Annotated in this window: 21 protein-coding genes and 1 pseudogene; 4 read left to right on the top strand and 18 right to left on the bottom strand. The window is 67.5% G+C overall.

Features of this window, described 5'->3' with window-relative positions; genetic code table 11:
- The first annotated feature begins 40 nt into the window (after positions 1-40).
- Together cysD and cysN are read left to right on the top strand one after the other, a co-directional pair.
- The gene (cysD, locus tag MNR01_RS06765; RefSeq protein ID WP_241920159.1) at positions 41-955 is read left to right on the top strand and encodes a sulfate adenylyltransferase subunit CysD; all 915 of its coding nucleotides are present in this window, start codon (positions 41-43) and stop codon (positions 953-955) included.
- Complete coding sequence (gene cysN / locus MNR01_RS06760) at positions 955-2,835, top strand: sulfate adenylyltransferase subunit CysN (RefSeq protein WP_241920158.1); 1,881 nt, start codon at positions 955-957, stop codon at positions 2,833-2,835. Before cysD ends, cysN begins: the two co-directional genes overlap by 1 nt.
- A gap of 80 nt (positions 2,836-2,915) precedes the next feature.
- On the opposite strand, the gene MNR01_RS06755 is transcribed toward cysN, so the two are convergent.
- Together MNR01_RS06755 and MNR01_RS06750 are read right to left on the bottom strand one after the other, a co-directional pair.
- Positions 2,916-3,164 (bottom strand): GlsB/YeaQ/YmgE family stress response membrane protein, encoded by a 249-nt coding sequence (locus MNR01_RS06755; protein ID WP_241920157.1) that lies wholly within the window; start codon positions 3,162-3,164, stop codon positions 2,916-2,918.
- A gap of 123 nt (positions 3,165-3,287) precedes the next feature.
- Positions 3,288-4,793, bottom strand: coding sequence for a M20 family metallopeptidase (locus tag MNR01_RS06750; protein ID WP_241920156.1), 1,506 nt, complete (start codon positions 4,791-4,793; stop codon positions 3,288-3,290).
- Positions 4,794-5,184: 391 nt separating this feature from the next.
- On the opposite strand from MNR01_RS06750, the pseudogene MNR01_RS06745 reads away from it, so the two are divergent.
- Positions 5,185-5,520 (top strand): annotated as a pseudogene (locus MNR01_RS06745) (ComEA family DNA-binding protein); the annotation flags it as partial.
- Between the two features lie 345 nt (positions 5,521-5,865).
- Positions 5,866-6,477 carry a HutD family protein gene (locus MNR01_RS06740; protein ID WP_241920155.1) on the top strand — a complete coding sequence of 204 codons (612 nt, stop codon included), beginning with the start codon at positions 5,866-5,868 and terminating at the stop codon, positions 6,475-6,477.
- Between the two features lie 7 nt (positions 6,478-6,484).
- On the opposite strand, the gene MNR01_RS06735 is transcribed toward MNR01_RS06740, so the two are convergent.
- The 16 genes from MNR01_RS06735 to MNR01_RS06660 form a co-directional block, all read right to left on the bottom strand.
- Entirely contained in the window at positions 6,485-8,122 is a 1,638-nt protein-coding gene (locus MNR01_RS06735) for a sulfite reductase flavoprotein subunit alpha (RefSeq protein WP_241920154.1), read from the bottom strand.
- The gene (locus tag MNR01_RS06730) at positions 8,119-9,099 is read right to left on the bottom strand and encodes an FAD:protein FMN transferase (protein ID WP_241920153.1); all 981 of its coding nucleotides are present in this window, start codon (positions 9,097-9,099) and stop codon (positions 8,119-8,121) included. The genes MNR01_RS06735 and MNR01_RS06730 overlap by 4 nt, the downstream gene beginning before the upstream one ends.
- Positions 9,100-9,120: 21 nt before the next feature.
- Entirely contained in the window at positions 9,121-9,930 is an 810-nt protein-coding gene (locus MNR01_RS06725; protein ID WP_241920152.1) for a DUF4198 domain-containing protein, read from the bottom strand.
- A 43-nt stretch (positions 9,931-9,973) separates the two neighbouring features.
- A complete protein-coding gene (locus MNR01_RS06720; RefSeq protein ID WP_241920151.1) occupies positions 9,974-10,483 on the bottom strand; it encodes a DUF2271 domain-containing protein in 510 nt (169 codons plus the stop codon).
- Between the two features lie 33 nt (positions 10,484-10,516).
- Positions 10,517-11,161 (bottom strand): PepSY-associated TM helix domain-containing protein, encoded by a 645-nt coding sequence (locus tag MNR01_RS06715; RefSeq protein WP_241920150.1) that lies wholly within the window; start codon positions 11,159-11,161, stop codon positions 10,517-10,519.
- Positions 11,162-11,180: 19 nt separating this feature from the next.
- Complete coding sequence (locus tag MNR01_RS06710) at positions 11,181-12,098, bottom strand: hypothetical protein (RefSeq protein ID WP_241920149.1); 918 nt, start codon at positions 12,096-12,098, stop codon at positions 11,181-11,183.
- Positions 12,099-12,148: 50 nt separating this feature from the next.
- Positions 12,149-12,835, bottom strand: coding sequence for a Fe2+-dependent dioxygenase (locus MNR01_RS06705; RefSeq protein WP_241920148.1), 687 nt, complete (start codon positions 12,833-12,835; stop codon positions 12,149-12,151).
- Positions 12,836-12,901: 66 nt separating this feature from the next.
- Positions 12,902-15,256 (bottom strand): TonB-dependent receptor, encoded by a 2,355-nt coding sequence (locus tag MNR01_RS06700; RefSeq protein ID WP_241920147.1) that lies wholly within the window; start codon positions 15,254-15,256, stop codon positions 12,902-12,904.
- A 176-nt stretch (positions 15,257-15,432) separates the two neighbouring features.
- Positions 15,433-17,787 carry a TonB-dependent receptor gene (locus MNR01_RS06695; RefSeq protein WP_241920146.1) on the bottom strand — a complete coding sequence of 785 codons (2,355 nt, stop codon included), beginning with the start codon at positions 17,785-17,787 and terminating at the stop codon, positions 15,433-15,435.
- A 132-nt stretch (positions 17,788-17,919) separates the two neighbouring features.
- Positions 17,920-18,243, bottom strand: a complete 324-nt coding sequence (locus MNR01_RS06690; protein WP_241920145.1) for a non-heme iron oxygenase ferredoxin subunit — start codon at positions 18,241-18,243, stop codon at positions 17,920-17,922.
- Positions 18,240-18,815 carry a GNAT family N-acetyltransferase gene (locus MNR01_RS06685; protein ID WP_241920144.1) on the bottom strand — a complete coding sequence of 192 codons (576 nt, stop codon included), beginning with the start codon at positions 18,813-18,815 and terminating at the stop codon, positions 18,240-18,242. Before MNR01_RS06685 ends, MNR01_RS06690 begins: the two co-directional genes overlap by 4 nt.
- Positions 18,812-20,047: a cysteine desulfurase gene (locus MNR01_RS06680; protein ID WP_241920143.1), complete on the bottom strand. Its 1,236-nt coding sequence runs from the start codon at positions 20,045-20,047 to the stop codon at positions 18,812-18,814. Before MNR01_RS06680 ends, MNR01_RS06685 begins: the two co-directional genes overlap by 4 nt.
- Positions 20,044-21,339 (bottom strand): Fe-S cluster assembly protein SufD, encoded by a 1,296-nt coding sequence (gene sufD, locus MNR01_RS06675; RefSeq protein WP_241920142.1) that lies wholly within the window; start codon positions 21,337-21,339, stop codon positions 20,044-20,046. Before sufD ends, MNR01_RS06680 begins: the two co-directional genes overlap by 4 nt.
- A 1-nt stretch (position 21,340) precedes the next feature.
- Positions 21,341-22,105, bottom strand: coding sequence for a Fe-S cluster assembly ATPase SufC (gene sufC, locus MNR01_RS06670; RefSeq protein ID WP_241920141.1), 765 nt, complete (start codon positions 22,103-22,105; stop codon positions 21,341-21,343).
- 35 nt (positions 22,106-22,140) lie between these two features.
- The gene (sufB, locus tag MNR01_RS06665) at positions 22,141-23,589 is read right to left on the bottom strand and encodes a Fe-S cluster assembly protein SufB (protein WP_241920140.1); all 1,449 of its coding nucleotides are present in this window, start codon (positions 23,587-23,589) and stop codon (positions 22,141-22,143) included.
- 44 nt (positions 23,590-23,633) lie between these two features.
- Positions 23,634-24,089 (bottom strand): SUF system Fe-S cluster assembly regulator, encoded by a 456-nt coding sequence (locus MNR01_RS06660; RefSeq protein WP_241920139.1) that lies wholly within the window; start codon positions 24,087-24,089, stop codon positions 23,634-23,636.
- Positions 24,090-24,232 lie beyond the last annotated feature (143 nt).

The following is a 24,232-nucleotide window of genomic DNA, read 5'->3' as shown; positions in this document are numbered from 1 at the left end:
CGGAGCCCCCGGTCCTGACGCCCGCCACCACAGCCTGACGATGACCCTGCCTGTCGACCTGAGCCACCTCGATCGCCTCGAAGCCGAAAGCATCCACATCCTGCGCGAGGTGGCGGCCGAGTTCCGCAACCCGGTCATGCTGTACTCGATCGGCAAGGACAGTTCGGTGCTGCTGCACCTGCTGCTCAAGGCGTTCGCGCCGGCGCGCCGTCCGCCGATTCCCTTGCTGCACGTCGACACCGGCTGGAAGTTCCGCGAGATGATCGCGTTCCGCGACCGGCGCGCCGTCGAGACCGGCGTCGAGCTGCGCGTGCACACCAATCCGGAGGGCATCGCGCAGGGCGTCGGCCCGATCAGCCACGGGGCCACCGTCCACACCGACGTGATGAAGACGCAGGCGCTCAAGCAGGCGCTGGATCTCCACGGCTTCGACGCCGCCATCGGTGGCGCCCGCCGCGATGAAGAGAAATCGCGCGCCAAGGAACGCATCTTCTCCTTCCGCAGCGCCCAGCACCGCTGGGATCCCAAGAACCAGCGACCGGAACTGTGGAGCCTGTACAACACCCGCATCCACAAGGGCGAATCGGTGCGCGTGTTTCCGCTGTCGAACTGGACCGAGCTCGACATCTGGCTGTACATCTACCGCGAACAGATCCCGGTGCCGTCGCTGTACTTTGCCGCGCAGCGCCCGGTGGTCGAGCGCGACGGTGCCTGGATCCTCGTCGACGACGAGCGCCTGCCATTGCGCGAAGGCGAGTCCGCGCAGTTGCGCCAGGTGCGCTTCCGCACGCTGGGCTGCTACCCGCTGACCGGCGCGATCGACTCGCAGGCCGACACGCTGGAAAAGATCATCGCCGAGATGCTGGTGGCCACCACGTCCGAACGCCAGGGCCGGATGATCGACCACGATCCGACGGCGTCGATGGAGAAGAAGAAGCAGGAAGGGTACTTCTGATGGACCGCCTCACCGCCGCCTCCGAGGTCGCCGCCTACCTGCAGCGCCACGAAACCAAGGGCCTGCTGCGCTTCATCACCTGCGGCAGCGTCGACGACGGCAAGAGCACGCTGATCGGACGGCTGCTGTTCGAGAGCCGCGCGCTGTTCGACGACCAGCTGTCCGCGCTCGAGTCCGACAGCCGCCGCCACGGCACCCGCAACGGCGAGATCGATTACGCGCTGCTGCTCGACGGCCTCTCGGCCGAGCGCGAGCAGGGCATCACCATCGACGTTGCCTACCGTTTCTTCAGCACCGACAAGCGCAAGTTCATCGTGGCCGATTGCCCGGGCCACGAGCAGTACACCCGCAACATGGCCACCGGTGCGTCCACCGCCGACGTCGCCGTGGTCCTGGTCGATGCGCGCAAGGGCCTGCTGGCGCAGACGCGCCGGCATACCTACATCGCCTCGCTGCTGGGCATCCGCCATGTGCTGCTGGCGGTGAACAAGATGGACCTGGTCGGATTCGACTTCGCCGTGTTCGACGAAATCGTCGCCGGCTATCGCGAGCTCGCCGACCAGCTCGGCATCGGCCAGGTCCAGGCGGTGCCGCTGTCGGCGCTGCAGGGCGACAACCTGATGCAGCGCTCGCCGAACACGCCGTGGTACGACGGTCCCAGCGTGCTCGAGTACCTGGAGAACGTGGACGTCAGCCGCGACGCCAGCGACATCGGCTTCCGCCTGCCGGTGCAGTACGTCAACCGTCCCGACCAGGATTTCCGCGGATTTGCCGGCACCGTGGCCGCGGGTGTGGTGCGGCCCGGCGACGACATCGTGGTGCTGCCCTCGGGCCGGCGCTCGAAGATCGCGCGCATCGTCACCGCCGGCCGCGACCTCGACCTGGCCGGCGAAGGCCAGGCAGTGACGCTGACGCTGCGCGACGAGCTCGACATCAGCCGCGGGGATGTCATCGCCGATGCGCACAAACCGCCGCAGGTGTCCGACCAGTTCGCCGCGCACATGCTGTGGATGGGCGAACACGCGCTGCTGCCGGGCCGGCCGTACTGGCTGAAGATCGGCACGCGCACGGTCAGTGCCAGCGTCACCGAGATCAAGCACAAGATCGACGTCAACACCCAGGAAGCGCTGGCGGCCAAGCACCTGGAGCTCAACGAGGTCGGCTACTGCAATCTCTACCTCGACCAGCCGGTGCCGTTCGAGTCCTACGCCGACAGCCGCACGCTCGGCGGCTTCATCCTGATCGACCGCCAGAGCAACGCCACGGTCGCCGCAGGCGCGCTCGACTTCGCATTGCGCCGGGCCGGCAACATCCACTGGCAGCACCTGGACGTCGACAGGACCGCGCGCGCCCGCATCAAGGGCCAGCAGCCGCGCGTGTTGTGGTTCACCGGCCTGTCCGGCTCGGGCAAGTCGACCATCGCCAACCTGGTCGACAAGCGCCTGCACGCGCTGGGCTACCACACGTTCATCCTCGACGGCGACAACGTCCGCCACGGCCTCAACAAGGACCTGGGGTTCACCGACGAGGATCGCGTCGAGAACATCCGTCGCGTCGCCGAAGTGGCGAAGCTGATGTCGGACGCGGGCCTGATCGTGCTGGTCAGTTTCATCTCGCCGTTCCGCGCCGAGCGGCGCATGGCGCGAGAGCTGTTCGCGCCCGGCGAGTTCGTCGAGGTCTTCATCGACACGCCCCTGGCGGTGGCCGAGGAGCGTGACGTGAAGGGGCTGTACGCCAAGGCGCGCGCTGGCCAGCTGCGCAACTTCACCGGCATCGACTCGCCTTACGAGGTGCCCGAGGCGGCCGAATTGAAGCTCGACACGGTGAGCGACAACGCCGAGCACCTGGCGCAGAGGGTCATCGACTATCTGCTGGAGTGATCCCGGGTGCGCTGCGCTTACCCGGGCTACGCAAGCAAAAACCCCGGCCTGGGCCGGGGTTTTTGTTTTTCCTGCGCGGATCAGGCCGCCGGTTTGGCGGTCTTGCTGCGGATGAACTCGTAGACGAAAAGCAGCACCACAGCGCAGATGATCGAGATGATGAAGCCGATGAAACCACCGCCGGCATAGAGCAGGCTGCCGATGTAGGCGCCGGCGATGCCGAGCAGGATGGTGAGGATCCAGCCCATCGGGTCCGCACCGGGCTTGAAGAAACGCGCCAGGATTCCAATAACCGCACCAATGATGATCGTATAGACGATGCTGCCCATATCGCTCCCTCCTGAAGTGGTTGGTGACGCGAGCGCATCCTAGCACCGGGCCATCTGCTCAAAGCCCTCCCCCTGTGCGGGGGAGGAACGGGTCGCCGAAGGCGCCCGGGCAGAGGGGCGCCTTCAGCAGCAACCGTGGTCGCCGCGCTCCTGTCCCCCGGCCACCGCCGCCACGCCGCTGGTCTCGCCGCGCTGGCTGGCCAGGTGATGCTCGGCGATCACGCGCGAGACGCAGGCGGTGACGCGCTTGCCCATCGGGATGTGCAGGAACTCGTTGGGACCGTGCGCATTGCTGTGCGGACCCAGCACGCCGGTGATCATGAACTGCGCGCCCGGGAACTTCTCGCCGAGCATGCCCATGAAGGGGATCGAACCGCCTTCGCCCATGTACATCGCCGGCTGGCCGAAGAACTCGCGGCTGGAGGCGTCGATGGCCTTGGTCAGCCACGGCGACTGCGCCGGTGCGTTCCAGCCGCTCGAGGACTTCTCCAGGTCGAGCGTGACCTGGGCGCCGTTGGGCGGGTTGCTCAGCAGGACTTCCTTGAGCAGTTCGCCGGCGCGCTTGCCGTCCAGCGTCGGTGGCAGGCGCAGCGACAGCTTCACCGAGGTGTGCGGACGCAGCACGTTGCCGGCCGAGGCCAGCGGCGGCATGCCGTCGACGCCGGTGACCGACAGCGCAGGGCGCCAGGTGCGGTTGAGCACCAGCTCGGTCAGGTCGCCGGGGGCATTCTCCGCAAACATGGGCTTCATGCCCGGCAGCAGCGGGAACTTGTCGAAGATCGCCGTGTCGAGCACCTTCGCCGCCTCGCGCGCCTGCGCCATGCGCTCGGCCGGCACTTCGACGAACAGGTCCTCGATGCGGATCTTGCCGGTGTTCTCGTCTTCCAGGCGCGAGAGCAGCTGGCGCAGCAGGCGGAAGCTCGACGGCACGATGCCCGACGCGTCGCCGGAATGGACGCCTTCGCTGAGCACCTTGACGGTGAAGTTGCCGCCGGCGAGGCCGCGCAGCGACGTCGTGCACCACAGCTGGTCGTAGTTGCCGCAGCCCGAGTCCAGGCAAACCACCAGCGACGGCTTGCCGATGCGAGCGGCGAGGTGGTCGACGTAGGCGGGCAGGTCGTAGCTGCCGGACTCTTCGCAGGCCTCGATCAGGATCACGCAGCGCGAATGCGGCAACTGCTGCTCCTGCAGTGCCAGCACGGCGGTCAGCGAACCGAAGATCGCGTAACCGTCATCCGCGCCGCCGCGGCCATAGAGGCGGTCGCCCTTGATGACCGGCGTCCACGGGCCGAATTCGGGATCCCAGCCGGTCATCTCCGGCTGCTTGTCGAGGTGGCCGTACAGCAGCACGCAGTCGTCGTTGCTGCCGCCGTTGCTGGCCGGAATCTCGATGAAGATCAGCGGCGTGCGGCCTTCCAGGCGCACCACCTCGACCTGCATGCCCGGGATCGGCTGCGCCTTGGCCCAGCGCTCCATCAGCGTGACGGCGTCCTCCATGTAGCCATGCTTGACCCAGTCGACGTCGAACATCGGCGACTTGTTCGGGATGCGGATGTACTCGACGAGCTGGGGAACGATCTCGTCATCCCATTTGTCGGCGACGAAACGGTCGACCTTGCTGGTGTCCATGGAGGGGCCTCGGAACAGGGGAAAACGCCAGTTTACGCCCGGCGGGCGTCGATCCGATGCGTAAAACGGCGGTTGGCTGCCGCGTGGCCGCGCCCGGAGCCCGGTCCGCACGCCGCGTAGGCGTTTCCCGACCGCCCACAGCGGTGTGTGCCGGCCTTGCCGCGAAGCCCACGGCGATGGGCCGCGCGCTGGTGCACGCAGAGACTGATTGTCCGCGTCGTCACCGCGCAATGGCAGGCGAACGCGGCCCGGACGAACTCGGCCAGGAACCGAAATCCAGTGCCAATACGGTCCCGGCCCTGGTCTGTGGCGTGCTCTTCAGAGCCTTCCCCTCAGGCCTCTCCAGACTCCCCTCCAGACCCTGGTCCGACCCTACCCACGGAGCCACGCCATGAAATCACCCGTCAGGAAGATCGTGCCGCTGCTGCTGTCGTTGCTGATGGCAGCTGCGGCCCACGCCGCCGAGAAGGTCAACATCAACACCGCCGATGCCGCCACGATCGACCGGGTCCTGGTCAACATAGGACCGGGCAAGGCCGACGCGATCGTTGCGTACCGCAAGGCCAACGGCCCATTCCGCAGCGCCGAGCAACTGGCGCTGGTCAAGGGCGTCGGCCTCAAGACCGTCGAGAAGAACCTCGATCGCATCGTCTTCAGCGGTGCCGCAGCACCGGCGAAGCCCGCCGCGGCGGGCGCACCGGCGACTGCAAAACCGGTTCCTGGCAGGCCAGCGGGAACCCCGGCCGCCAAGCCCGCCGCCAAGCCCCCGGCCAAGCCTGCACCTGCCAAGCCCCCGGCCAAGGCCGCGCCTGCCAGGACCGCCAACCGCTGAGCATCTCCTGCCGGCGTCGTTCGCGCGGACGGCGTCGGCAAGGGGCGGCACGGATGCCCGAAGGGAGTCAGGGGAACATCCCTGGACAAGGAAGTACTGCCACTTCGTTGCAACGGACTGCGACGGAGTGGCGCCTCGGCCCGTGCACCGCAACCAGGTCTGGCCGCCCGACAAGCGCATCCGCGGTGCCCGCCGCTAGACTGTCAGCCTCGAGCTTCCGCACAGGCGACGTCCCCGGTGATGACACCCGAACGCAGCAGCCGGTCCTGGGTAATACCGGCCAACGAATACCGCCGCGAACGCTGGCGCAACCAGATGGGATGGACCCGCGAGATCCACGCGCACGTGCCCGCAGCGGATGCGCCCTGGGACTGGCGTCTTTCGATCGCCGAGATCGAACGCGACGCCCCGTTCTCCGCTTTTCCCGGAATCGACCGCGAGCTGGTGCTGCTTGCGGGCAACGGCCTGCGCCTGCGCTTCGACGACGGCGAAGTGAAGGAACTGCTGCCGCCACACGATCGACTCCGCTTTGCCGGCGAGCGTGGCGTGAGCGGGGAATTGCTCGACGGCCTCACCCACGACTTCAACCTGATGTGGCGTCGCGACCGTGTTCGCGCCGACCTGTGGCATCGGCCGCTGGTCGGGCCGATGGTGCTGTTCGCCGAGGCGGACAGCACCTGGATCGTGCACCTGATCGCAGGCCAGGCCAGGTTTGCCGACGACTCCGGCCTGCCGCCACTGGCGGCGGCCGATACCGCGATCATCGCGGCGGGCTCGCAGCGCGTGCGTCATGTCCTCGACGGCGGCGGCGAAGCCTTGCTGATCCGGATTGAATCGCTGGCAGGCGCCTGAGCGCCAGCTAGTACACGTCGCGGCAATAGCGGCCGTCGGCGGCCATGGTCTCCAGTGCGTCGAGGCCCACTGCCTCGCGCAGCACCGCGTCGACTTCCGGCGCCATGCCTTCCAGGCTGCCGCAGACGTAGATCGAAGCTCCCTGCGCGATCCACTCGCGCAGGCGGTCGATGCGTTCGCGCAGCAGGTGCTGCACGTAAGTGCGCCGCGACGGATCGTCACGCGAGAAGGCCAGGTCGAGTTCCTGCAGGCGACCCTCGCGCAGCCACGTTTCGAGTTCGTCGCGATAGTGGAAATCGTGGCGGGCGTGGCGCTCGCCGAACAGCAACCAGTTGCGGTGCTGGCCTGCGGCGATGCGCGCCTTCAACAGCGCACGCAGTCCGGCCAGGCCGGTGCCGTTGCCGATCAGCACCATCGGGCGGTCGTCGACCGGCGGATGGAACGAGCGATTGCGACGAATGCGCAGGTCGATGCGCGCACCGGGCGCGGCATGCGCGGTCAGCCAGCCGCTGCCGCTGCCCAGGCGCCCGTCCGGGTGGCGCATCTGCCGGACCAGCAACTGCAGGCTGCCATCGCTGGGCAGCGAGGCGATCGAGTATTCGCGATGGGGCAACGGTTGCAGTCCGTCGGCAACGGCCTGTGGCCCGCGGCCGAGGACATCCTTCGACGTGGGCAGCCGGGATCGCGCCAACAGCGCCGACAAGGGCTCGCTAGCGTCGTCCGCCTTGACCACGGCATCGCCATCGAATCCACACACGGCGAGCCAGTCGGCGACGACATCGACCGGGTGACGCGGTCCGATCTCGGCGATGTCGCCGGCAGTCCAATCCAGATCGGCGCGGTCATCCGGGAGCAGGGCGACGTGGTAGGCCGGGCCGCCGGAGCTGCCTTCGTTGAGCCAGCGGCGGTGGTCCAGGCGCCATGCCTGGTAGGCCGGGGCGCTCCAGTCGGCGAAGTCGGCGTGGCCGCTGAGCTGGCCCAGTCGATGCTGCCAGTGGCGCAGCGCGCCCGCGTCGCCCGCATCGACATCGATGCGGTCGAACAGCGGCCTGGCGCCGTGGTGGTGCAGCCATTGGTCGAGGCGGCGTCCGAATCCGCAGAACTGCTCATAGGCGCGGTCGCCCAGTGCCAGTACGGCGTACTCCAGTCCGTCCAGCGCGATGGAGGTGTCGAGCACATGGCGGGTGAAACCGAGCACGTGGTCCGGCGGATCGCCTTCGCCGGTCGTGCTGGCGATGAACAGTGCGCGCCGGTGACTGCGCAGCACGTCGGCATCGATGCGATGCAGCGGCATCGCGCGGACCGCCATGCCCGCACCGCGCAGCGCATCGGCGGTGTGCTCGGCCAGCTGCTGGGCAAAGCCGGTCTGGCTGGCCCAGGACAACAGCACGGCATCGGTGCCACCGTCGTCTTCGCGAATGCAGTCCGATTGCGCCTGCGCCCTCGCCCTGGCGAGGATCGACGCGCACAGGCCCAGGTAGGCCAGCAGGACCAGCGCGGCAAGCAGCCAGCTGCCCAGCCGCGGCGACGCCAGCCACCAGGCATCGCTCTGCCAGCGGCCCAGTGCCAGCGCCAGCACCAGCAGGCCCGCCAGCGCCAGCGCATTGCCGAGCCAGGCCCGGTGGGAAGTGGTGCCGGTGCTCATGCCTGCAACAGTTCCGCGAACGCCGGCGTCATGCGTTCTTCCTGCCCGCAGGCGCCGGACACAACGAATCGCGCCGCCAGGCCTTGCTCGCATGCGAATGCATGGCCTGCTTCGGCGCCCATCACGGTCAGCGCCGTAGCCCAGCCGTCGGCAAGCATGGCATTGCTGGCGGCCACGGTGACCGCCGCCGGCGCGCCGCGCGCAGGGCGTCCGCTGCGCGGGTCGATGGTGTGGCTGTAACGCTGGCCGTCGCGCTCGACGCGATGCCAGCGATCGCCGGACGTTGCGACGGCGCGCCCGTCGAGCGCCAGCACGCGTGCTTCGTTGGCGTCGTCCTCGTCGCCGGCGCAGGCTTCGACGATCACGCGCCAGGGGCTGCCGTCGGGCTTGTGGCCGCGGCCGTAGAGTTCGCCGCCGACTTCGACCAGCATGCTGTCGATGCCGTCCGAGAGCAGTTGCGCGGCCACGGCATCGGCGGCGTAACCCTTGGCGATCGCGCACAGGTCCAGCTGCGTGCCACCCGGCTGCAGGACGCGCCTGGTGCCGTGGTCGAGCACGATGCGTTGCCAGCCGATCGATGCGAGCACGTGCACCGGTACGTCGACGGGTGCGTCATGGCGGCCCTCATGGCGACCGGACGGGCCAAACCCCCATGCATCGACGAGCGCACCGAGGGTCGGGTCGTAGGCGCCGCCACTGCTGCGGGCGATGTCGAGCGCGCACGACAGCACGGTCCAGAAGTCATCCTGCAGCGCATGCCAGCTGCCGGCGGCCGCGGCGTTGAAGCGGCTCAGGTCGGAATGCGCGGTCCAGTTGCTCATCTGCGCCACCACACCATCCAGGCGCGCCTGGATGTGCGAGTGCAGCGCGTGCAGGTCGGTGTGCGGGCGCGTGACCAGCTTCACCGACCAGGTGGTGCCCATGGTGGCGCCGCCGAGGATGTCGACGGCGCCACGGTTGTTGCCTGCAGCTTGCATTGCGCCTGCTTCGTGGTCTGGTTACTGCGGCAGCACTTCAAGCGTTGCGACATAGCCGACGCGACGCTGCTTGGCCTGCGGCACGGAGGTCTTCTTGTCCTCGCTGGTGGCTTCGAGCCAGTACATGCCCGCTTCCGGCCAGGTCACGGTGAACTCGCCCTTGGCGTCGGTCTTGACCTTGATCTCGTCCTGCGCGTTGCGGTAGCGCGTGTTGCCGCGCACGATCTCGACATCGATGCCGGCTGCCGGCTTGCCGTCGATCTGCATGCGGAACTTCGCCTCGTCGCCGGCGAACAGGTCGTTGGGATGCGTCACCGGCACCAGTTCCAGGCCCTTTCCGCTGGGCTTGAGCGCGGTGTCGTTGGGCGAACCGTTGGTGACGAAGGTCTCGACGCGGCTGATCGACTGCGAGACCTGCAGGTTCTTCGCGCCCTTGGGCACTCCGGTCGCGAACTCCGCGGCGGTACCGCGCCAGCGCTTGGGCTTGCCGTCCTCTTCCCACTGGCCGACGACATAGTCGTTGACCACGCCGATCCTGTAGGTACCGGTCTGCTTGAGCTCGACGTCGAACACCGTGCGGTACTTGCCGGTGGCGCTGTTCTGGGCGGCGACCTGGCTGCCGTCGGGCGCGGTGATGCTGAGGTTGTCGGTCTTCAACGGCACGTGGTTGAAGTAGAACAGGTCGTTGGACACCGCCGCATCGACGGTGACCCACGGGTTGTTGCCGGCGAGCACGGTCTGCGACGGCTGCAACCAGGCCTTGTGTGCCTGCGCGGCCAGCGGCAGGGAAAGTGCGAGTGCGAGTGCGGCGAACTTGAGGGTCTGCTTCATGGGGAACACTCCAGCGGAACGAGATGGGGGTGGGGAGCAGGCGTTACGGCTTGCTGGCCAGCGTGACCAGGCCGAGCTCGCTGCTGCCCTGCGCTTTGCCGTCGCTGGCGCGGCGCCACTTGAACGGAATCCTGAGCAGCTCGCGTCCGCCGACTTCGCGTGCGGCTTCCACCACCAGCGTGTAGTCACCGGCCGGCAGCGAGGCCAGCCCGGGATGGCGGTCGGTGAACTGCAGCGCGTGCGTGCCGACCGGACGGGTCGGGCCGGTGACGCCGTCGACCGGCACCTTCAGCGTGCGGCCGCTGCGACGCCACCACTGGCGCAGGTCCGGCAGCCACTTGGTGCCGGCGCCCTCATTGGTCGCCTTCTGCGAGTACCACACGGCGAGGTTGGCGGCGGCCTTCTGGTCCGGGCCTTCGACCCAGATCGCCACGTACGGGCGGTGGTACTCGGCAACGTTGAGCTGCGGGATCTGCAGGTTGAGGTTGATCTCGGCCGAATGGGCCGGCAGGGCGAGCAGTCCGCTCAGCGCGATGGTCAGTTGGACACGCATGGGATCTCCGGGGGAGGCGGTGTGACGGTCGGATCAGTGGATGAAAAGCAGTGCCAGCAGCAGCGGAAGCACCAGCCCCAGCACGACGTAGGGCCAGGTCGTCGGGCGCTGGCGCGCATGCATCTGCAGCAGGAACAAACCGGTGATGCAGAACACCAGGCAGGCGATGGCGAAGATGTCGATGAACCAGCGCCATGCGGCGCCGGTGTTGCGCCCCTTGTGCAGGTCGTTGAGGTAGGCGATCCATCCGCGCGAGGTGCGCTCGTACTCGACCGCACCGGTGGCGCGGTCGATGCTGAGCCAGGCATCGCCGCCGGGACGCGGCAGCGATAGATAGACCTCCTGCGCCGACCATTCCGCCGGTTGGGCGCCGATCGCCACCGGCAGCACATCGTTGAGCCAATCGCTGACGCTGGCCGGCAACGGCGCGCTGCCGTCCTCGCGCGTACCCAGTGCCTTCAGCAGCGACGCCGGCATGTCGACCGTGCGGTTGAGCGTCTGCGGCTTGGCCTCGATCGCGCTGGCGTGATTCAACGTGACGCCGGTGACGGAGAACAGCAGCATCGCCACCAGGCAGATCGCCGAGCTGATCCAGTGCCACTGGTGCAGCGTGCGCAGCCAGAAACCGCGGCGTTGCTGGCGGGCGGCGATGTCGGGGGCGGCGGCGGAGGCGCTCATGTCGTGGCTTCGGTTCGTGCTAGGTGCCGAATGGGCTGTCGGCCATCGTCGCCATGCGCAGCCACGGTCGCGCCTGCACGTAGTCGAGGATGTCCCTGGCGGCCTTGCGGGTGTCTTTGTGGTCGTAGTAGTAGGTCGCCTTGAAGCCATGGATCAGGCCGTCGGCGCCGTTGTCCAGCAGCAGGTGGGCCTGCCGGGTCGAACGCGCGGTCGTCGTCCAGCTGAAGGTGCGCGCGAACTCGCCGGCACGCGTTGCGTCCGCACCCTGGCGAATCTCGGTGCACGTGTAGTAACCCGGCTCGCGGCAGTTGCCGAACTGGAAGGGGATGTTGAAGTAGCCATAGTCCATGACACGCCGGATCGACGGCACGTAGTGGCGATCGAACGCCGCGCGCACCTGCCTGTACTCGCCGCTCACGGCCGCGGCCTCGTCGTCGATGAAATGCGGGACGACGTCGTTCCAGCCGGTTCCGCCCACGGCCTTGCTGCCGTAGAACCCGTACAACACCTTCACTCCGACCGGGTGCAGCTTGCGCCGGGCCAGGTCGCGCAGGCCTGCTACCGAGCAGTGGCGCTTGTTCGAACGGTCGCTGCGGCAATGGTTGGGATTCTTGATGTCGAGCCAGACGAAGCTGATCGTCCTGCCGGCACGGCGCTCGCGCGCGATCTGCTCGAACATCGCCTCGGCGGTGTCGCCCTTGCTGGTCGGCAGGCCATCGTGATCGGCCCACCAACCGTCCTTCCACGCGGTCATGTCGATCTCGATGGCGTTGGCGCCGTGGTCGACGGCAGTGGTTACGCCACCGGTCGTCAGGACACGGTGCGCAATCGACCAGATCGGTCGCTGTCCGGAGTCCGGGCCCTTGGCCGGGGCGGCATGGGTGGCGGTCGCGCTCATGGCGATGAGCGTGGCGAACGTGGGTGCAATCCATTGCATGGTGGCGTTCCTTCCGTGGTGGTGTGGTTTGAAGCCGGCATGCGACGCACTCAGGTCTCCGCCCAGCGCCGCAGCAGGTTGTGGTAGACGCCGGTCAGCTGCACGAGGGCAGGGTGATCGGGAACGTCCTGGGTCAGGCGCCGGATCGAGACGTCCAGGTCGAACATCAGCCGGCGCTGCGCATCCTCGCGCAGCAGGCTCTGGATCCAGAAGAACGAGGCGATCCGCTCGCCGCGGGTGACCGGCGTGACCTTGTGCAGGCTGGTGCCGGGATACAGCACCAGGTCGCCAGCCTGCAGCTTTACGTTCTGCACGCCGTAGGTGTCCTCGATGATCAGCTCGCCGCCGTCGTAATCCTCGGGTGCGCTGAGGAAGAGGGTCGCCGACAGGTCGGTGCGGATCGGTTCCGCGCCGCCGCCGCTGCGGTCGTAGCGCACGGCATTGTCGACGTGGAATCCGAACGACTGGCCGCCGCTGTAGCGGTTGAACAGCGGCGGATAGACGCGCTGCGGCAATGCCGCCGAGAAGAACGTCGAGTTGCGCGACAGCGCTTCCAGCACGAGGGCACCGAGCTCGCGCGCGATCGGGTCGTTTTCCGGCAGCTGCGCGTTGTCCTTGGCCTGCGCCGACTGGTAGCCGGCGGTGACGCGGCCATCGGCCCAGCCGGCCTGCGCCAGCCGCGCGCGGCAATGCGTGACCTGCTCGGCGGTGAGGACTTGCGGCACCTGCAGCAACATCTTCGTGCTCCTTCGATGCGGCCGCCCGGCCAGGGCCGGGCGGCGCGCGGACCGGTCAGGACCGGATTAGAACCTGTAGGCGGCACTCAATACCACCGAGCGGGTATCGCCCGGGGTTGCCCAGCCATTGTTGCGGACGCGGATGTAGTACTCCTTGTCGAACAGGTTGTTGGCATTGAGCTGCAGGCTCAGGCGCTCATTGATGTCATAGCCGACCATGGCGCGGTGAATGGTGTAACCCTTGATGTCGCCGGCGTTGGCGCCGGTGCCGGTGTAGTACTCGTAGCTGCTCTGGTAGGTGACGCCGTAGCCGAACGTCCACTGGTTGAGGTCGTAGGTGGTCCACAGGCTGCCCGAGCGCTCGGGCGTGCCGCTGATCGGCCGGCCCTCGAGCGGGTCGGGGTTGGCGGCGGTGTTGCCGCAGGCGACGCTCGGATTGGCGATGCAGTTGTCGGACACGCCCTGCAGCACTTCGCTGTCGAGGTAGGTGACGTTGGCGAAGATCGACCAGTCGTGGGTGATCTGGCCGGCGACGCCCAGGGTCACGCCGTCCACGCGCGCCTCGCCGTCGAGCTGCTGCTCGCCGCTCGGATTGAGCGGGTTGCCCGGGTCGGCGACCTTGAACTCCTCGCGGTCGTTGCGGAACACCGAAGCGGTCACCGCCAGGCGGCTGCCGATGTCCCACTTCGTGCCTATTTCGTAATTGACCGCAGTCTCCGGGTCGACGTTGCAGTTGGCGGTGCCGGTGGTGCTGGTCGCGGTGCACGAGCCATTGACCGACGCCTTCGACGGCGTCTTGCTGTTGGAGTACGAGACGTAGACGGTGCCGTTCTCGCGCGGCTTGTAGACCAGGCCGGCGCGGTAGGAGAACAGGTCGTCCTCGTTGGCGGCGACCGGATTACGGCCGAGGATGGCACCGATATTGGTGTTGTCCGGGTTGGGATTGGCTGCGGTCGGAGCGGTGAAGGTCTTGACGTTCCAGGTGACGCTGTCGCCTTCATTGTGCTCGTAGCGCGCGCCCACGTTCAGCATCCACTGCTCGTTGAACTCGAGCGTGTCGAACACGTAGACGGCCTGGTTGTCCTGGGTGCCCTCGGTGCGGCCGACCAGCACCGGATTTATCGGACCGGTCCACAGCGAGTCGGGGTTGGTCAGGCTCATGATCGGCAGCGTTGCCGGGCTGCCGTTCGGGTTGCGCAGCAGGTTGACCGTGTCGAGGTCGAAGCCCTCGTGCGAGAACGAGATGCCGGCAACCAGGGAGTGCTTCACCGAACCGGTGGCGAAGTGCGAGGTGAGGTCGGTCTGGCTGATGGCGATGCTGTTGCTGGTGTCTCGCGAATGACCGCGCGGACCGCTGGGCTGGTAGGTGTTGGGCGTCAGCGGACGCGGGCAGGCCAGGCCGGTGGCGGCGTTGACGCCGCCCTCCAGGCACCACGTGCCCTGCGGTGCGTCGACCACGCTGAGCTGGTCGACCTGCTGGTAGCGGGCCAGGCTGCGCAGGGTCATCTGATCGCTGAAGTCGTGTTCGAACACGCCGGTGAGCGTGTCGACGTCGATCTCCTGCTTGTCGATGTTGTGGTAGCCGTAGTAGTTGGACGGGTCGACCCCCGGCAGCGGACCCCCGAAGCTGCTGAAGTAGGGCACGCCGTACTGCGGGATGTTGTCGTCGCTCTGGTGGAAGTAGCTCACGGTGAAACGCGTGTCGCTGCCCAGACCGAAGGCCAGCGACGGTGCGATGCCCCACCGCTCGAAGGTCTCGTAATCGCGACCCGGCGCGTCGTTCTGGTGGACCATCGCATTGATGCGGAAGGCGGTGCCGTTCTCGAAGTCGGTGTTGCTGTCGACGGTGATGCGGCCGTAGCTGTCGGTGCCCGCGCCACCCTGCAGCACGGTGAAGTCGCCCTCGCGCGCGGCCTTGCTGACCAGATTGATGTTGCCGCCGACCGAGCCGGCGCCGGAGTAGACCGAGTTCGAACCGTTGATCAGCTCGATGGCGTCCAGGTTGAAGCTGTCGGTGCGGTTGTACTGGGCGCTGTCGCGGACGTTGTCGGTGGTGATGTCGCTGTTGGCGTTGAAGCCGCGCAGGATGATGCTGTCGCCATAGCCGCCGCCGCCTTCGCCGGCGCCGAACGTGATGCCGGGGAGGGTGCTGAGGACGTCGCGCAGGCCGATCAGGTTCTGCTGGTCCATCACTTCCTTGGTGACCACCGTGATCGTCTGCGGGGTGTCGAGCAGCGGCTCGGTGTACTTCACCGAAGAGGGCTTGTCGACGTACTGGCCGTGCACTTCGACCTTGTCGAGGTCCTTTGCCTGCGGCTCGCCGGCCGGGTCGGCCAGGGCGGGCGCGGAGATGACGAGGGCGGTGATGGCCACCGCGATTGCGCCGGCAATCGGCGAAACGGCGAACTTCCTGTTGGGCATGGGGGAATCCTGATGGTCGAGTGCGGCATGCTGCCGCTGCAATCGACAATGGTAATGAGAGCGATTCCCATTTGCAACGAAAACTGAATGTGTTACCGGCCAGGCGGACGGGTCAGGCCCGTCCGGCTGGCGAAACGACCCTTGGCACCCGGGCCGGACCGGGCACGACAGGGTGGTCAGAACCGATAGGCGGCGCTGAGGACCACCGAGCGGGTATCGCCGGGCGTCGCCCAGCCGGTGTTGCGGCCGCGGATGAAGTACTCCTTGTCGAACAGGTTGTTGACGTTGAGCTGCAGGCTCACCTGCTGGTTGAGGTCATAGCCCACCATTGCCCGGTGGGTGGTATAGCCCTTGATGGTGCCGGCCCTGGCGCCGGTGCCGACGTAGTACTCATGACTGCCCAGGTAGCTGATGCCGTAGCCCAGCGTCCACCGGTCCAGGTCGTAGGTGGTCCAGGCGCTGCCCGATCGTTCCGGCGTGCCACTGAGCGGCTTGCCCTTCAACGGGTCCGGGATGGCCGCGGTGTTGCCGCAGGCGGCGCGAGGATTGGCGATGCAGCTGTCAGACACCCCTTGCAGCACCTCACTGTCGAGGAAGGTGACGTTGGCGAAAATCGACCAGTAGTGGCTGAGCTGACCTGCAGCGCCGAGCGTGACGCCGTCGACGCGAGCTTCGCCGTCCCGCTGCTGCTCGCCGCTCGGGTTGAGCGGATTGAGCGGGTCGGGGACCTTGTAGTTCTCGCGGTCGTTGCGGAACACCGAGGCGGTCAGCGCCAGGCGATCGGCGATGTCCCACTTGGTGCCGATCTCGTAGTTGACTGCGTTCTCCGGGGCGACGTTGCAGCTGGCGGTTCCGCTCGTACCGCTGGCGATGCACGACCCGTTGACCGATGCCTTCGACGGGGTCGTGCTGTTGGAGAACGACGCATAAAGGGTGCCGTTCTTGCGTGGCTTGTAGACCAGGCCGGCGCGGTAGGAGAACAGGTCGTCCTCGTTGGCGGCGACCGGATTACGGCCGAGGATGGCACCGATATTGGTGTTGTCGGGGTTGGGGTTGGCTGCGGTCGGAGCGGTGAAGGTCTTGACGTTCCAGGTGACGCTGTCGCCTTCATTGTGCTCGTAGCGCGCGCCCAGGTTCAGCATCCACTGCTCGTTGAACTCGAGCGTGTCGAACACGTAGACGGCCTGGTTGTCCTGGGTGCCCTCGGTGCGGCCGACCAGCACCGGATTGATCGGACCGGTCCACAGCGAGTCGGGGTTGGTCAGGCTCATGATCGGCAGCGTCGCCGGGCTGCCGTTCGGGTTGCGCAGCAGGTTGACTGTGTCGAGGTCGAAGCCTTCGCGCGAGAATGAGATGCCGGCGACGAGCGCGTGCTGGATCGAACCGGTCGCAAAGCGCGAGGTCAGGTCGGTCTGGCTGATCGCGATGGAGTTGCTCGTATCGCGCGAATGGCCACGCGGGCCGCGGGGCTGGTAGCTGCCGGGACGGAGCTGGCGCGGACAGGCCAGGCCGGTCGCCGGGTTGACGCCGCTTTCCAGGCACCAGGTGCCCTGTGGCGCGTCGACGACGCTGAGCTGGTCGACTTGCTGGTAACGGGCCAGGCTGCGCAGCGTCATCCGGTCGCTGAAGTCGTGCTCGAATACTCCGGTGAGCATGTCGACATCGATCTTCTGCCTGTCGATGTTGTGGTAGCCGTAGTAGTTGGACGGGTCGACACCGGGCAACGGACCGCCGTAGGTGCTGAAGTAGGGCACGCCGTATTGCGGGATGTTGTTGTCGCTCTGGTGGAGATAGCTCGCGGTGAAGCGGGTGTCGCTGCCAAGGCCGAAGGCCAGCGACGGCGCGATGCCCCAGCGTTTGAACCTCTCGTAGTCGCGGCCGGGGGCGTCGTTTCGGTGGACCATTGCGTTGAGACGGAAGGCGGTGCCGTTGTCGAAGTCGGTGTTGCTGTCGACCGTGATGCGGCCGTAGCTGTCGGTGCCCGCTCCGCCCTGCAGCACGGTGAAGTCGCCCTTGCGTGCGGTCTTGCTGACCAGGTTGATGTTGCCCCCGACCGAGCCGGCGCCGGAATACACCGAGTTGGAACCGTTGATCAGCTCGATCGCGTCGAGGTTGAAGGTATCGCTGCGTGTGTACTGGGCGCTGTCGCGGACGTTGTCGGTGGTGATGTCGCTGTTGGCATTGAAGCCGCGAAGGGTGATGCTGTCGCCGTAGCCGCCACCGCCTTCGCCGGCGCCGAACGTGATACCGGGCAGGGTGCTGAGGACGTCGCGCAGGCCGATCAGGTTCTGCTGGTCCATCACTTCCTTGGTGACTACCGTGATCGTCTGCGGGGTGTCGAGCAGCGCCTCGGTGTACTTCACCGACGAGGGCTTGTCGACGTATTGGCCGTGGACTTCGATCGTGTCGAGGTCCTTGGCCAGGCCCTCATCGGCTGGATTGGCCAGGGCGGGGGTGGAAACAACGACAGCGGTGAAGGCGACCGCCACTGCGCCGGCGAGCGGCGACGCTACGAACTTCCTGTTCGACATGGATTTCCCTGAGTGTGCGGCGCCATCGATGCGCCGGATGCCAGGGAATACTAATGCGAGCCATTCGCATTTGGTGCGTGTGGCGCGTTGGGCTCAGCGGCTGCTGTATTTGCAGCGCGAGGCCGGCATGGTTCAAGCGCGATCGTCGCGGGTCCAGATCCCGCCGTCCTCGACCTTGACCGGGAATTTCGGCACAGGCTCGTACGCCGGCGCGCAAAGCGGCCGGCCATCGCGGACGTCGAACTTGGCCCCGTGGAGCACGCATTCGATCGTGGCTTCCTCGCCGTCGAAGGTGCCGGCGGAGAGCTCGAAGTCCTCGTGCGAGCACTTGTCCTCGAGCGCGTAGTAATCGCCGTCGTAGTTGACCACCAGGATCGGGGTATCGCCGTCCCAGGCGACGGTCGATTCGCCCGGGAGCAATTGCGAGGTGGCGCAGACGAAGACCCAGTCGCTCATGCGGTCAGTGGCTTTTCGAGGATTTCGAACCGCAGGTCGTCGCGCTTGGGCTGGCCGAAACGCTCGTCGCCGTACGGGAACGGCTTCTTGATGCCGGTGCGGTGGTAGCCGCGGCGCTCGTAGAAGGCGATCAGTTCCTCGCGCACGTCGATCACGGTCATGCGCATCGCGGCCATGCCCCAGTCCTCGCGGACCAGGCGCTCGGCCTCGTTGATGACGACCTTGCCGATGCCGCCGCCCTGCAGGGTCGGGTCGACCGAGAACATGCCGAAGTAGCCGGCGCCATGCTCGACCGCCACATGGGCGCAGGCGAGCAGCTGGCGACGGCCGTGGCCGCCATCGCGCTCGGCAATGAGGATCACGCTCTGCGGACGATCGATGCAGGCCTGGATGTCGTCGGCGCCGGTGCGGCGGCCGCCGAGCAGGTCGGCTTCGGTGGTCCAGCCCTGCTTGCTGGCGTCGCCACGGTAGGCCGACTCGACCAGCGCGACCAGCGCATCGATGTCGGCGTGGGTGGCGTTGCGGAACTGGATGGCGGGCGCGTCGAGCGCGGCGGTGTCGGGAGCGGTCATGCGAGCAGTTTACGTACCTTGCGCAGCGCCGCAACGAAGGCCTCGACCTCGTCGTGGGTGTTGTAGAAGGCCAGTGAGGCGCGGCAGGTCGCGGCGACGCCGAAGTGGTGCATCAGCGGGTGCGCGCAATGGTGGCCGGAGCGGATCGCCACGCCTTCCAGGTCGAGCAGGGTGGCCAGGTCGTGCGCATGCGCGCCTTCGACCAGGAAGCTGATCACCGCCGCCTTCTCGCGGGCCTCGCCGAAGATGCGCACGCCCTCGACCTTCGACAGCTCCTCGGTGGCATGGGCGAGCAATGCCTGCTCGCGCGCCTCGATGTTGTGCATGCCCAGCGCGGACAGGTAATCGACCGCCGCGCCCAGGCCGATGAAACCGGCGATGTTCGGCGTGCCGGCCTCGAACTTGTGCGGCGGGTCGTTGAAGACCGTGCCTTCGAAGCGCACTTCCTTGATCATCTCGCCGCCGCCGATGAACGGTGGCATCGCGGCCAGGTGCTCGCGACGCGCCCACAGCGCGCCGGTACCGGTCGGGCCGGACATCTTGTGGCCGGTGAAGGCGTAGAAGTCGCAGCCGATCGACGCAATGTCGAGCGCCCGGTGCGGCGCCGCCTGCGAACCGTCGACCACGCTCACGATGCCGCGCTTGCGTGCCTCGCGGCAGATCTCGCGCACCGGGTTGACGGTGCCGAGCACGTTGGAGACGTGGGTCAGCGACAGCAGCTTCACGTCCGGCGTCAGAAGCGCGTACAGGCGATCGAGGTCGAGCTCGCCGCGCTCATCGAGCTCGGCAACCTTGATCGTCGCACCGGTACGCTGGGCGACCAGCTGCCACGGCACGATGTTGGCGTGGTGCTCCATGCGGGTGAGCACGATCGCATCGCCCGGCTGCAGGCGCGGCAGCGCCCACGAGTACGCGACCAGGTTCAGCGCGAAGGTGGTGCCGCTGCACAGCACCAGCTCGTCGCCACGCACGTTGACGAACCGGGCCAGCTTGTTGCGCGCGCCCTCGTAGGCATCGGTCGCCTCGGTCCCCAGCGCGTGCACGGCACGGCTGACGTTGGCGTTGTGATGGCGATAGAAGTCATCGACAGCGGCGATCACCGGCTCCGGCTTCTGTCCGGTGTTGGCCGAGTCGAAGTAGATCAGCGGCTTGCCGTGGACCTTGCGGGCCAGCAGCGGGAAGTCGGCGCGGACCCGGGCCCAGTCGATGGTGCTGTCGAGGGAGGCGTTCATGCGGTCTCCAGCTGTGCCAGCGCGGCGTCGAGGCGGGCGGTCAGGGTCTCGCGCAGGATGCGGTCGTCGAACACGGCCAGGGTCTCGCGGCAGAACGCTGCGGTCAGCAACGCCCGCGCCTGTTCGGCCGGCACGCCGCGGCTGCGCAGGTAGAACAGCGCGGTCGGGTCGAGCTGGCCGACCGTGGCGCCATGCGCGGCCTGCACTTCGTCGGCGTGGATCTCCAGCACCGGCTGGGTGTCGATCTCGGCGCCTTCGCTCAGCAGCAGGTTCTTGTTGGACAGGTTGGCGGCGGTGCCGTCGGCGCCCTCGCGGATCAGGATGCCGCCGTGGAAGGCGGCCTTGGAGCGACCGGCGCCGAGTCCGCGCCAGGTCAGATCGCAGCTGCTGTCGCGGCCGACATGGTCGATGCCCAGGCGCGTGTCGAGATGGCGCTTGCCGGTGGCGAGCAGGACGCCGTTGGCGTGCAGCCTGGCCCCGTCGCCGTGCAGGGCGACGTTGAGCTCGTGGCGCGACAGGCCGGCGCCGAGCTCGAGGTCGAGGCGGCGGTACTCGGACGCCTTCGCCATCACCGCATCGGTGCGCGAGATCAGCGTCGCGGTGGCGCCTTCGTCCTGCACGCGGGCGTGGTTGAGCAATGCATTCGGGCCGAGGTGCACGTGGGTCACGGCGTTGGCCAGGTGGCTGTGCGCGCCGGCGCCGAGCTGATGCTCGACCACGGTCAGCGCGGCGCCCTCACGCAGCTCGATGAGGTTGCGCAGGTGCCAGGCACGGTCGCCTTCGCTGGCGGCACCGATGAAGACCAGGTGCAGCGGCAGCGCGGCCCGGGCGCCGGCTTGGGCGCGCAGCACGATGCCGTCGTCGGCGAGCGCCGAGTTGAGGCGGGCGAAGATCTCGTCGGCGCGGTCGAAGCGGCGGGCGAGGAAGTTCGCCTCGCGCGGTTCGCCTTCGCGCAGCACCTGCGACAGCGGCTGCAGCGAGATGCCGGCGCCGAGGCCCGCGATGTCGCTATGGGCGGCATCGAGGCGGCCGTTGACGAAGACGATGCGCGGCGTCGGGATGGCCTCGAGCAGGGCGGCATCGAAGGACGGCGCACCAGCGTCGGGCGCGGCGAAATGGCGGCGCTCGAGCGAACGCAGCGGCGTGTACTTCCACGCTTCGACGCGGGCATGCGGGATGCCGTCGCGCAGCACTGCGTCGAGCGCGGCCTTGCGGCTTTCGCCGAGGCCGGCGGCGTCGCGCGCGGCGAGCGAATCGAAGGCGGTGGCGAAGGAGTCGAGCAGGGCGCTCATGTCAGGCAGCCGCCTCCGGCGTGATGCGATCCTTGACCCAGGCGTAGCCGTGCGCTTCCAGCTCCAGGGCCAGTTCCGGGCCGCCACTCTCGACCACGCGGCCGTCGGCGAGCACATGCACCACGTCCGGGCGGATGTAGTCGAGCAGGCGCTGGTAGTGGGTGATGACCAGGAATGCGCGGCCGGCGTCGCGCAGCGCGTTGACGCCGTCGGCGACCGCCTTGAGCGCGTCGATGTCCAGGCCAGAATCGGTCTCGTCGAGGATCGCCAGGCGCGGTTCGAGCAGCGCCAGCTGGAAGATCTCGTTGCGCTTCTTCTCGCCGCCGCTGAAGCCCTCGTTGACGCCGCGGTGCAGCAGCTCGTCCTTGAGGTGGAGCACGGCCAGCTTCTGCCGCACCAGCTTGAGGAACTGCATCGAGTCCAGCTCCGCCTCGCCGCGCGCCTTGCGCTGGGCGTTGAGGGCGGTGCGCAGGAAGTAGGTGTTGTTCACGCCCGGGATCTCGACCGGGTACTGGAATGCCAGGAACACGCCTGCAGCCGCGCGCTCTTCCGGTTCGAGTTCGAGCAGGTTGCGGCCGTCGAAAGTGACGGTGCCGGCGGTGACCTCGTAGCCTTCGCGACCGGCCAGGATGTTGCCCAGGGTCGACTTTCCGGCGCCGTTGGGGCCCATGATCGCGTGCACCTGGCCGGCCTGGACGTCGAGTGACAGTCCCTTGAGGATTTCCTTGCCGGCGACGGATACGTGGAGGTTTTCGATCTTGAGCATGTTGGTTCCGTTGTTCTTGCTTGAGGGAAAGGCGGTCAGCCGACCGAACCTTCCAGGCTTACTTCCAGCAGCTTCTTGGCTTCCACCGCGAACTCCATCGGCAGTTCGCGGAACACCGACTTGCAGAAGCCGTCGACGATCATCGACACCGCGTCCTCTTCGCCGATGCCACGGCTGCGGCAATAGAACAGCTGGTCTTCGCTGATCTTGGAGGTGGTCGCTTCGTGCTCGACGGTCGCGGTCGGGTGCCTGACCTCGATGTACGGGAAGGTATGCGCGCCGCACTTCTTGCCGATCAGCAGGCTGTCGCACTGGGTGTGGTTGCGCGCGCCCTCGGCGCCGCCGAGCACCTTGACCAGGCCGCGGTAGGTGTTCTGGCCGCGACCGGCGCTGATGCCCTTGCTGATGATCTTGCTCTTGGTGCGCTTGCCGACGTGGATCATCTTGGTGCCGGTGTCGGCCTGCTGGCGGTGGTGGGTCAGCGCGACCGAGTAGAACTCGCCGGTCGAGTCGTCGCCGAGCAGGACGCACGACGGATACTTCCAGGTGATCGCCGAACCGGTCTCGACCTGGGTCCAGGAGATCTTCGAGCGCGCGCCACGGCATTCACCGCGCTTGGTGACGAAGTTGTAGATGCCGCCAACGCCATTCTCGTCGCCCGGGTACCAGTTCTGCACCGTCGAGTACTTGATTTCGGCGTCGTCCAGCGCGACCAGCTCGACCACCGCCGCGTGCAGCTGGTTCTCGTCGCGCATCGGCGCCGTGCAGCCTTCCAGGTAGGAGACGTAGCTGCCTTCCTCGGCAATGATCAGGGTGCGCTCGAACTGGCCGGTGTTCATGGCATTGATGCGGAAGTAGGTGCTCAGCTCCATCGGGCAGCGCACGCCCTTGGGGATGAACACGAAGCTGCCGTCGGAGAACACCGCCGAGTTGAGCGCGGCGAAGTAGTTGTCGCCGGTCGGCACGACGCTGCCCAGGTACTGCTTGACCAGCTCCGGGTGGTCGTGGATGGCTTCCGACAGCGAGCAGAAGATGATGCCCTTCTCGGCCAGTTCCTTGCGGAAGGTGGTGCCGACCGAAACCGAGTCGAACACCGCGTCCACCGCGACGCCGGCCAGCTTGGCGCGCTCGTGCAGCGGCACGCCGAGCTTCTCGTAGGTGTCGAGCAGCTCCTGCGGCACTTCGTCGAGCGAGGCGTACTTGGCCTTGGGCGCGGAGTAGTAGCTCAGCGCCTGCAGGTCGATCGGGGCGATGTTGAGCTTGGCCCAGTGCGGCATCGGCATGGTCAGGAAATGCCGGTACGCCGCCAGGCGCCAGTCGACCATCCACTCCGGCTCGTCCTTCTTGGCCGAAAGCGCGCGGATGATGTCCTCGTTGAGGCCCGGCGGCAGGCTGTCGGATTCGATGTCCGTGACGAAGCCGGCCTCGTACTTGCGGCCAAGCTGCTCGTGGATCTCTTTGTTTTCTATTACTTCGGTGGCCATTGGGCTGCCTACAGGATTCGTTGTTGCATGGCGGGCGCGGCCCGCTACGCGTTGGCCAGGCGCAGGTCGATGCGCTTGGCCGTGGGTTCGGGCGGTGGTGGCGGCACCAGCATCTGCGCCAGCGTCACGCCGCGCAGGGCGTCGATCACCACGTCGTTGATGCGGCGCCAGTTGGCGCGCACGCCACAGGATTGCTCGATGCCGCAGTTGCCGGCATGGACACTGCACTCGGTCATGCCGAGCGGCCCTTCCATGGCGATCACGATTTCCAGCAGACCGATGTCCTCGGCGCTGCGGGCCAGGCGGTAGCCGCCGTTGGCGCCGCGGAAGCCTTCGACCAGGCCGGCCTGGGCCAGCGGCTTGAGTACCTTGGAAACCGTCGTCGCCTCCAGGCCGGCGCGCTCGGCCAGTTCCGAAGCGCTGAGGACAGCGTCGGAACGGTGCGCGAGCACGGTCATGACGACCGTGGCGTAGTCAGTGAGCTTGGTGACGCGGAGCATGGGGGCGGGCCGGTCGGGTTAATCCGTACCGGAATTGTACGGTTTCGGCCCCGCCCCGCCAAGGATCGGGGCGGAACGCTTCCGTACCGCCCCTGGAACACCCTGTCTGGAGGCTGCCCGTCCAAGGCGGCCCGTTCAGGCAT

Origin of the sequence: Lysobacter sp. S4-A87, assembly GCF_022637455.1 — a bacterium.
Lineage (GTDB): Bacteria > Pseudomonadota > Gammaproteobacteria > Xanthomonadales > Xanthomonadaceae > Lysobacter_J.
Note: the sequence above shows the minus strand (reverse complement) of the source record. Positions and strands in the feature narration are given on the sequence as shown.

Excerpts from the sequence above, each read along its gene's own strand:
- MNR01_RS06730 (WP_241920153.1), bottom strand. The coding sequence starts at position 9,099 with ATGCAAGCTGCAGGCAACAACCGTGGCGCCGTCGACATCCTCGGCGGC.
- MNR01_RS06715 (WP_241920150.1), bottom strand. The coding sequence starts at position 11,161 with ATGAGCGCCTCCGCCGCCGCCCCCGACATCGCCGCCCGCCAGCAACGC.
- MNR01_RS06755 (WP_241920157.1), bottom strand. The coding sequence starts at position 3,164 with ATGGGCAGCATCGTCTATACGATCATCATTGGTGCGGTTATTGGAATC.
- MNR01_RS06720 (WP_241920151.1), bottom strand. The coding sequence starts at position 10,483 with ATGCGTGTCCAACTGACCATCGCGCTGAGCGGACTGCTCGCCCTGCCG.
- MNR01_RS06735 (WP_241920154.1), bottom strand. The coding sequence starts at position 8,122 with ATGAGCACCGGCACCACTTCCCACCGGGCCTGGCTCGGCAATGCGCTG.
- MNR01_RS06685 (WP_241920144.1), bottom strand. The coding sequence starts at position 18,815 with ATGACCGCTCCCGACACCGCCGCGCTCGACGCGCCCGCCATCCAGTTC.
- MNR01_RS06690 (WP_241920145.1), bottom strand. The coding sequence starts at position 18,243 with ATGAGCGACTGGGTCTTCGTCTGCGCCACCTCGCAATTGCTCCCGGGC.
- MNR01_RS06725 (WP_241920152.1), bottom strand. The coding sequence starts at position 9,930 with ATGAAGCAGACCCTCAAGTTCGCCGCACTCGCACTCGCACTTTCCCTG.
- MNR01_RS06710 (WP_241920149.1), bottom strand. The coding sequence starts at position 12,098 with ATGCAATGGATTGCACCCACGTTCGCCACGCTCATCGCCATGAGCGCG.
- sufB (WP_241920140.1), bottom strand. The coding sequence starts at position 23,589 with ATGGCCACCGAAGTAATAGAAAACAAAGAGATCCACGAGCAGCTTGGC.
- MNR01_RS06660 (WP_241920139.1), bottom strand. The coding sequence starts at position 24,089 with ATGCTCCGCGTCACCAAGCTCACTGACTACGCCACGGTCGTCATGACC.
- MNR01_RS06680 (WP_241920143.1), bottom strand. The coding sequence starts at position 20,047 with ATGAACGCCTCCCTCGACAGCACCATCGACTGGGCCCGGGTCCGCGCC.
- MNR01_RS06705 (WP_241920148.1), bottom strand. The coding sequence starts at position 12,835 with ATGTTGCTGCAGGTGCCGCAAGTCCTCACCGCCGAGCAGGTCACGCAT.
- MNR01_RS06740 (WP_241920155.1), top strand. The coding sequence starts at position 5,866 with ATGACACCCGAACGCAGCAGCCGGTCCTGGGTAATACCGGCCAACGAA.
- sufC (WP_241920141.1), bottom strand. The coding sequence starts at position 22,105 with ATGCTCAAGATCGAAAACCTCCACGTATCCGTCGCCGGCAAGGAAATC.
- MNR01_RS06695 (WP_241920146.1), bottom strand. The coding sequence starts at position 17,787 with ATGTCGAACAGGAAGTTCGTAGCGTCGCCGCTCGCCGGCGCAGTGGCG.
- MNR01_RS06700 (WP_241920147.1), bottom strand. The coding sequence starts at position 15,256 with ATGCCCAACAGGAAGTTCGCCGTTTCGCCGATTGCCGGCGCAATCGCG.
- cysN (WP_241920158.1), top strand. The coding sequence starts at position 955 with ATGGACCGCCTCACCGCCGCCTCCGAGGTCGCCGCCTACCTGCAGCGC.
- sufD (WP_241920142.1), bottom strand. The coding sequence starts at position 21,339 with ATGAGCGCCCTGCTCGACTCCTTCGCCACCGCCTTCGATTCGCTCGCC.
- cysD (WP_241920159.1), top strand. The coding sequence starts at position 41 with ATGACCCTGCCTGTCGACCTGAGCCACCTCGATCGCCTCGAAGCCGAA.
- MNR01_RS06750 (WP_241920156.1), bottom strand. The coding sequence starts at position 4,793 with ATGGACACCAGCAAGGTCGACCGTTTCGTCGCCGACAAATGGGATGAC.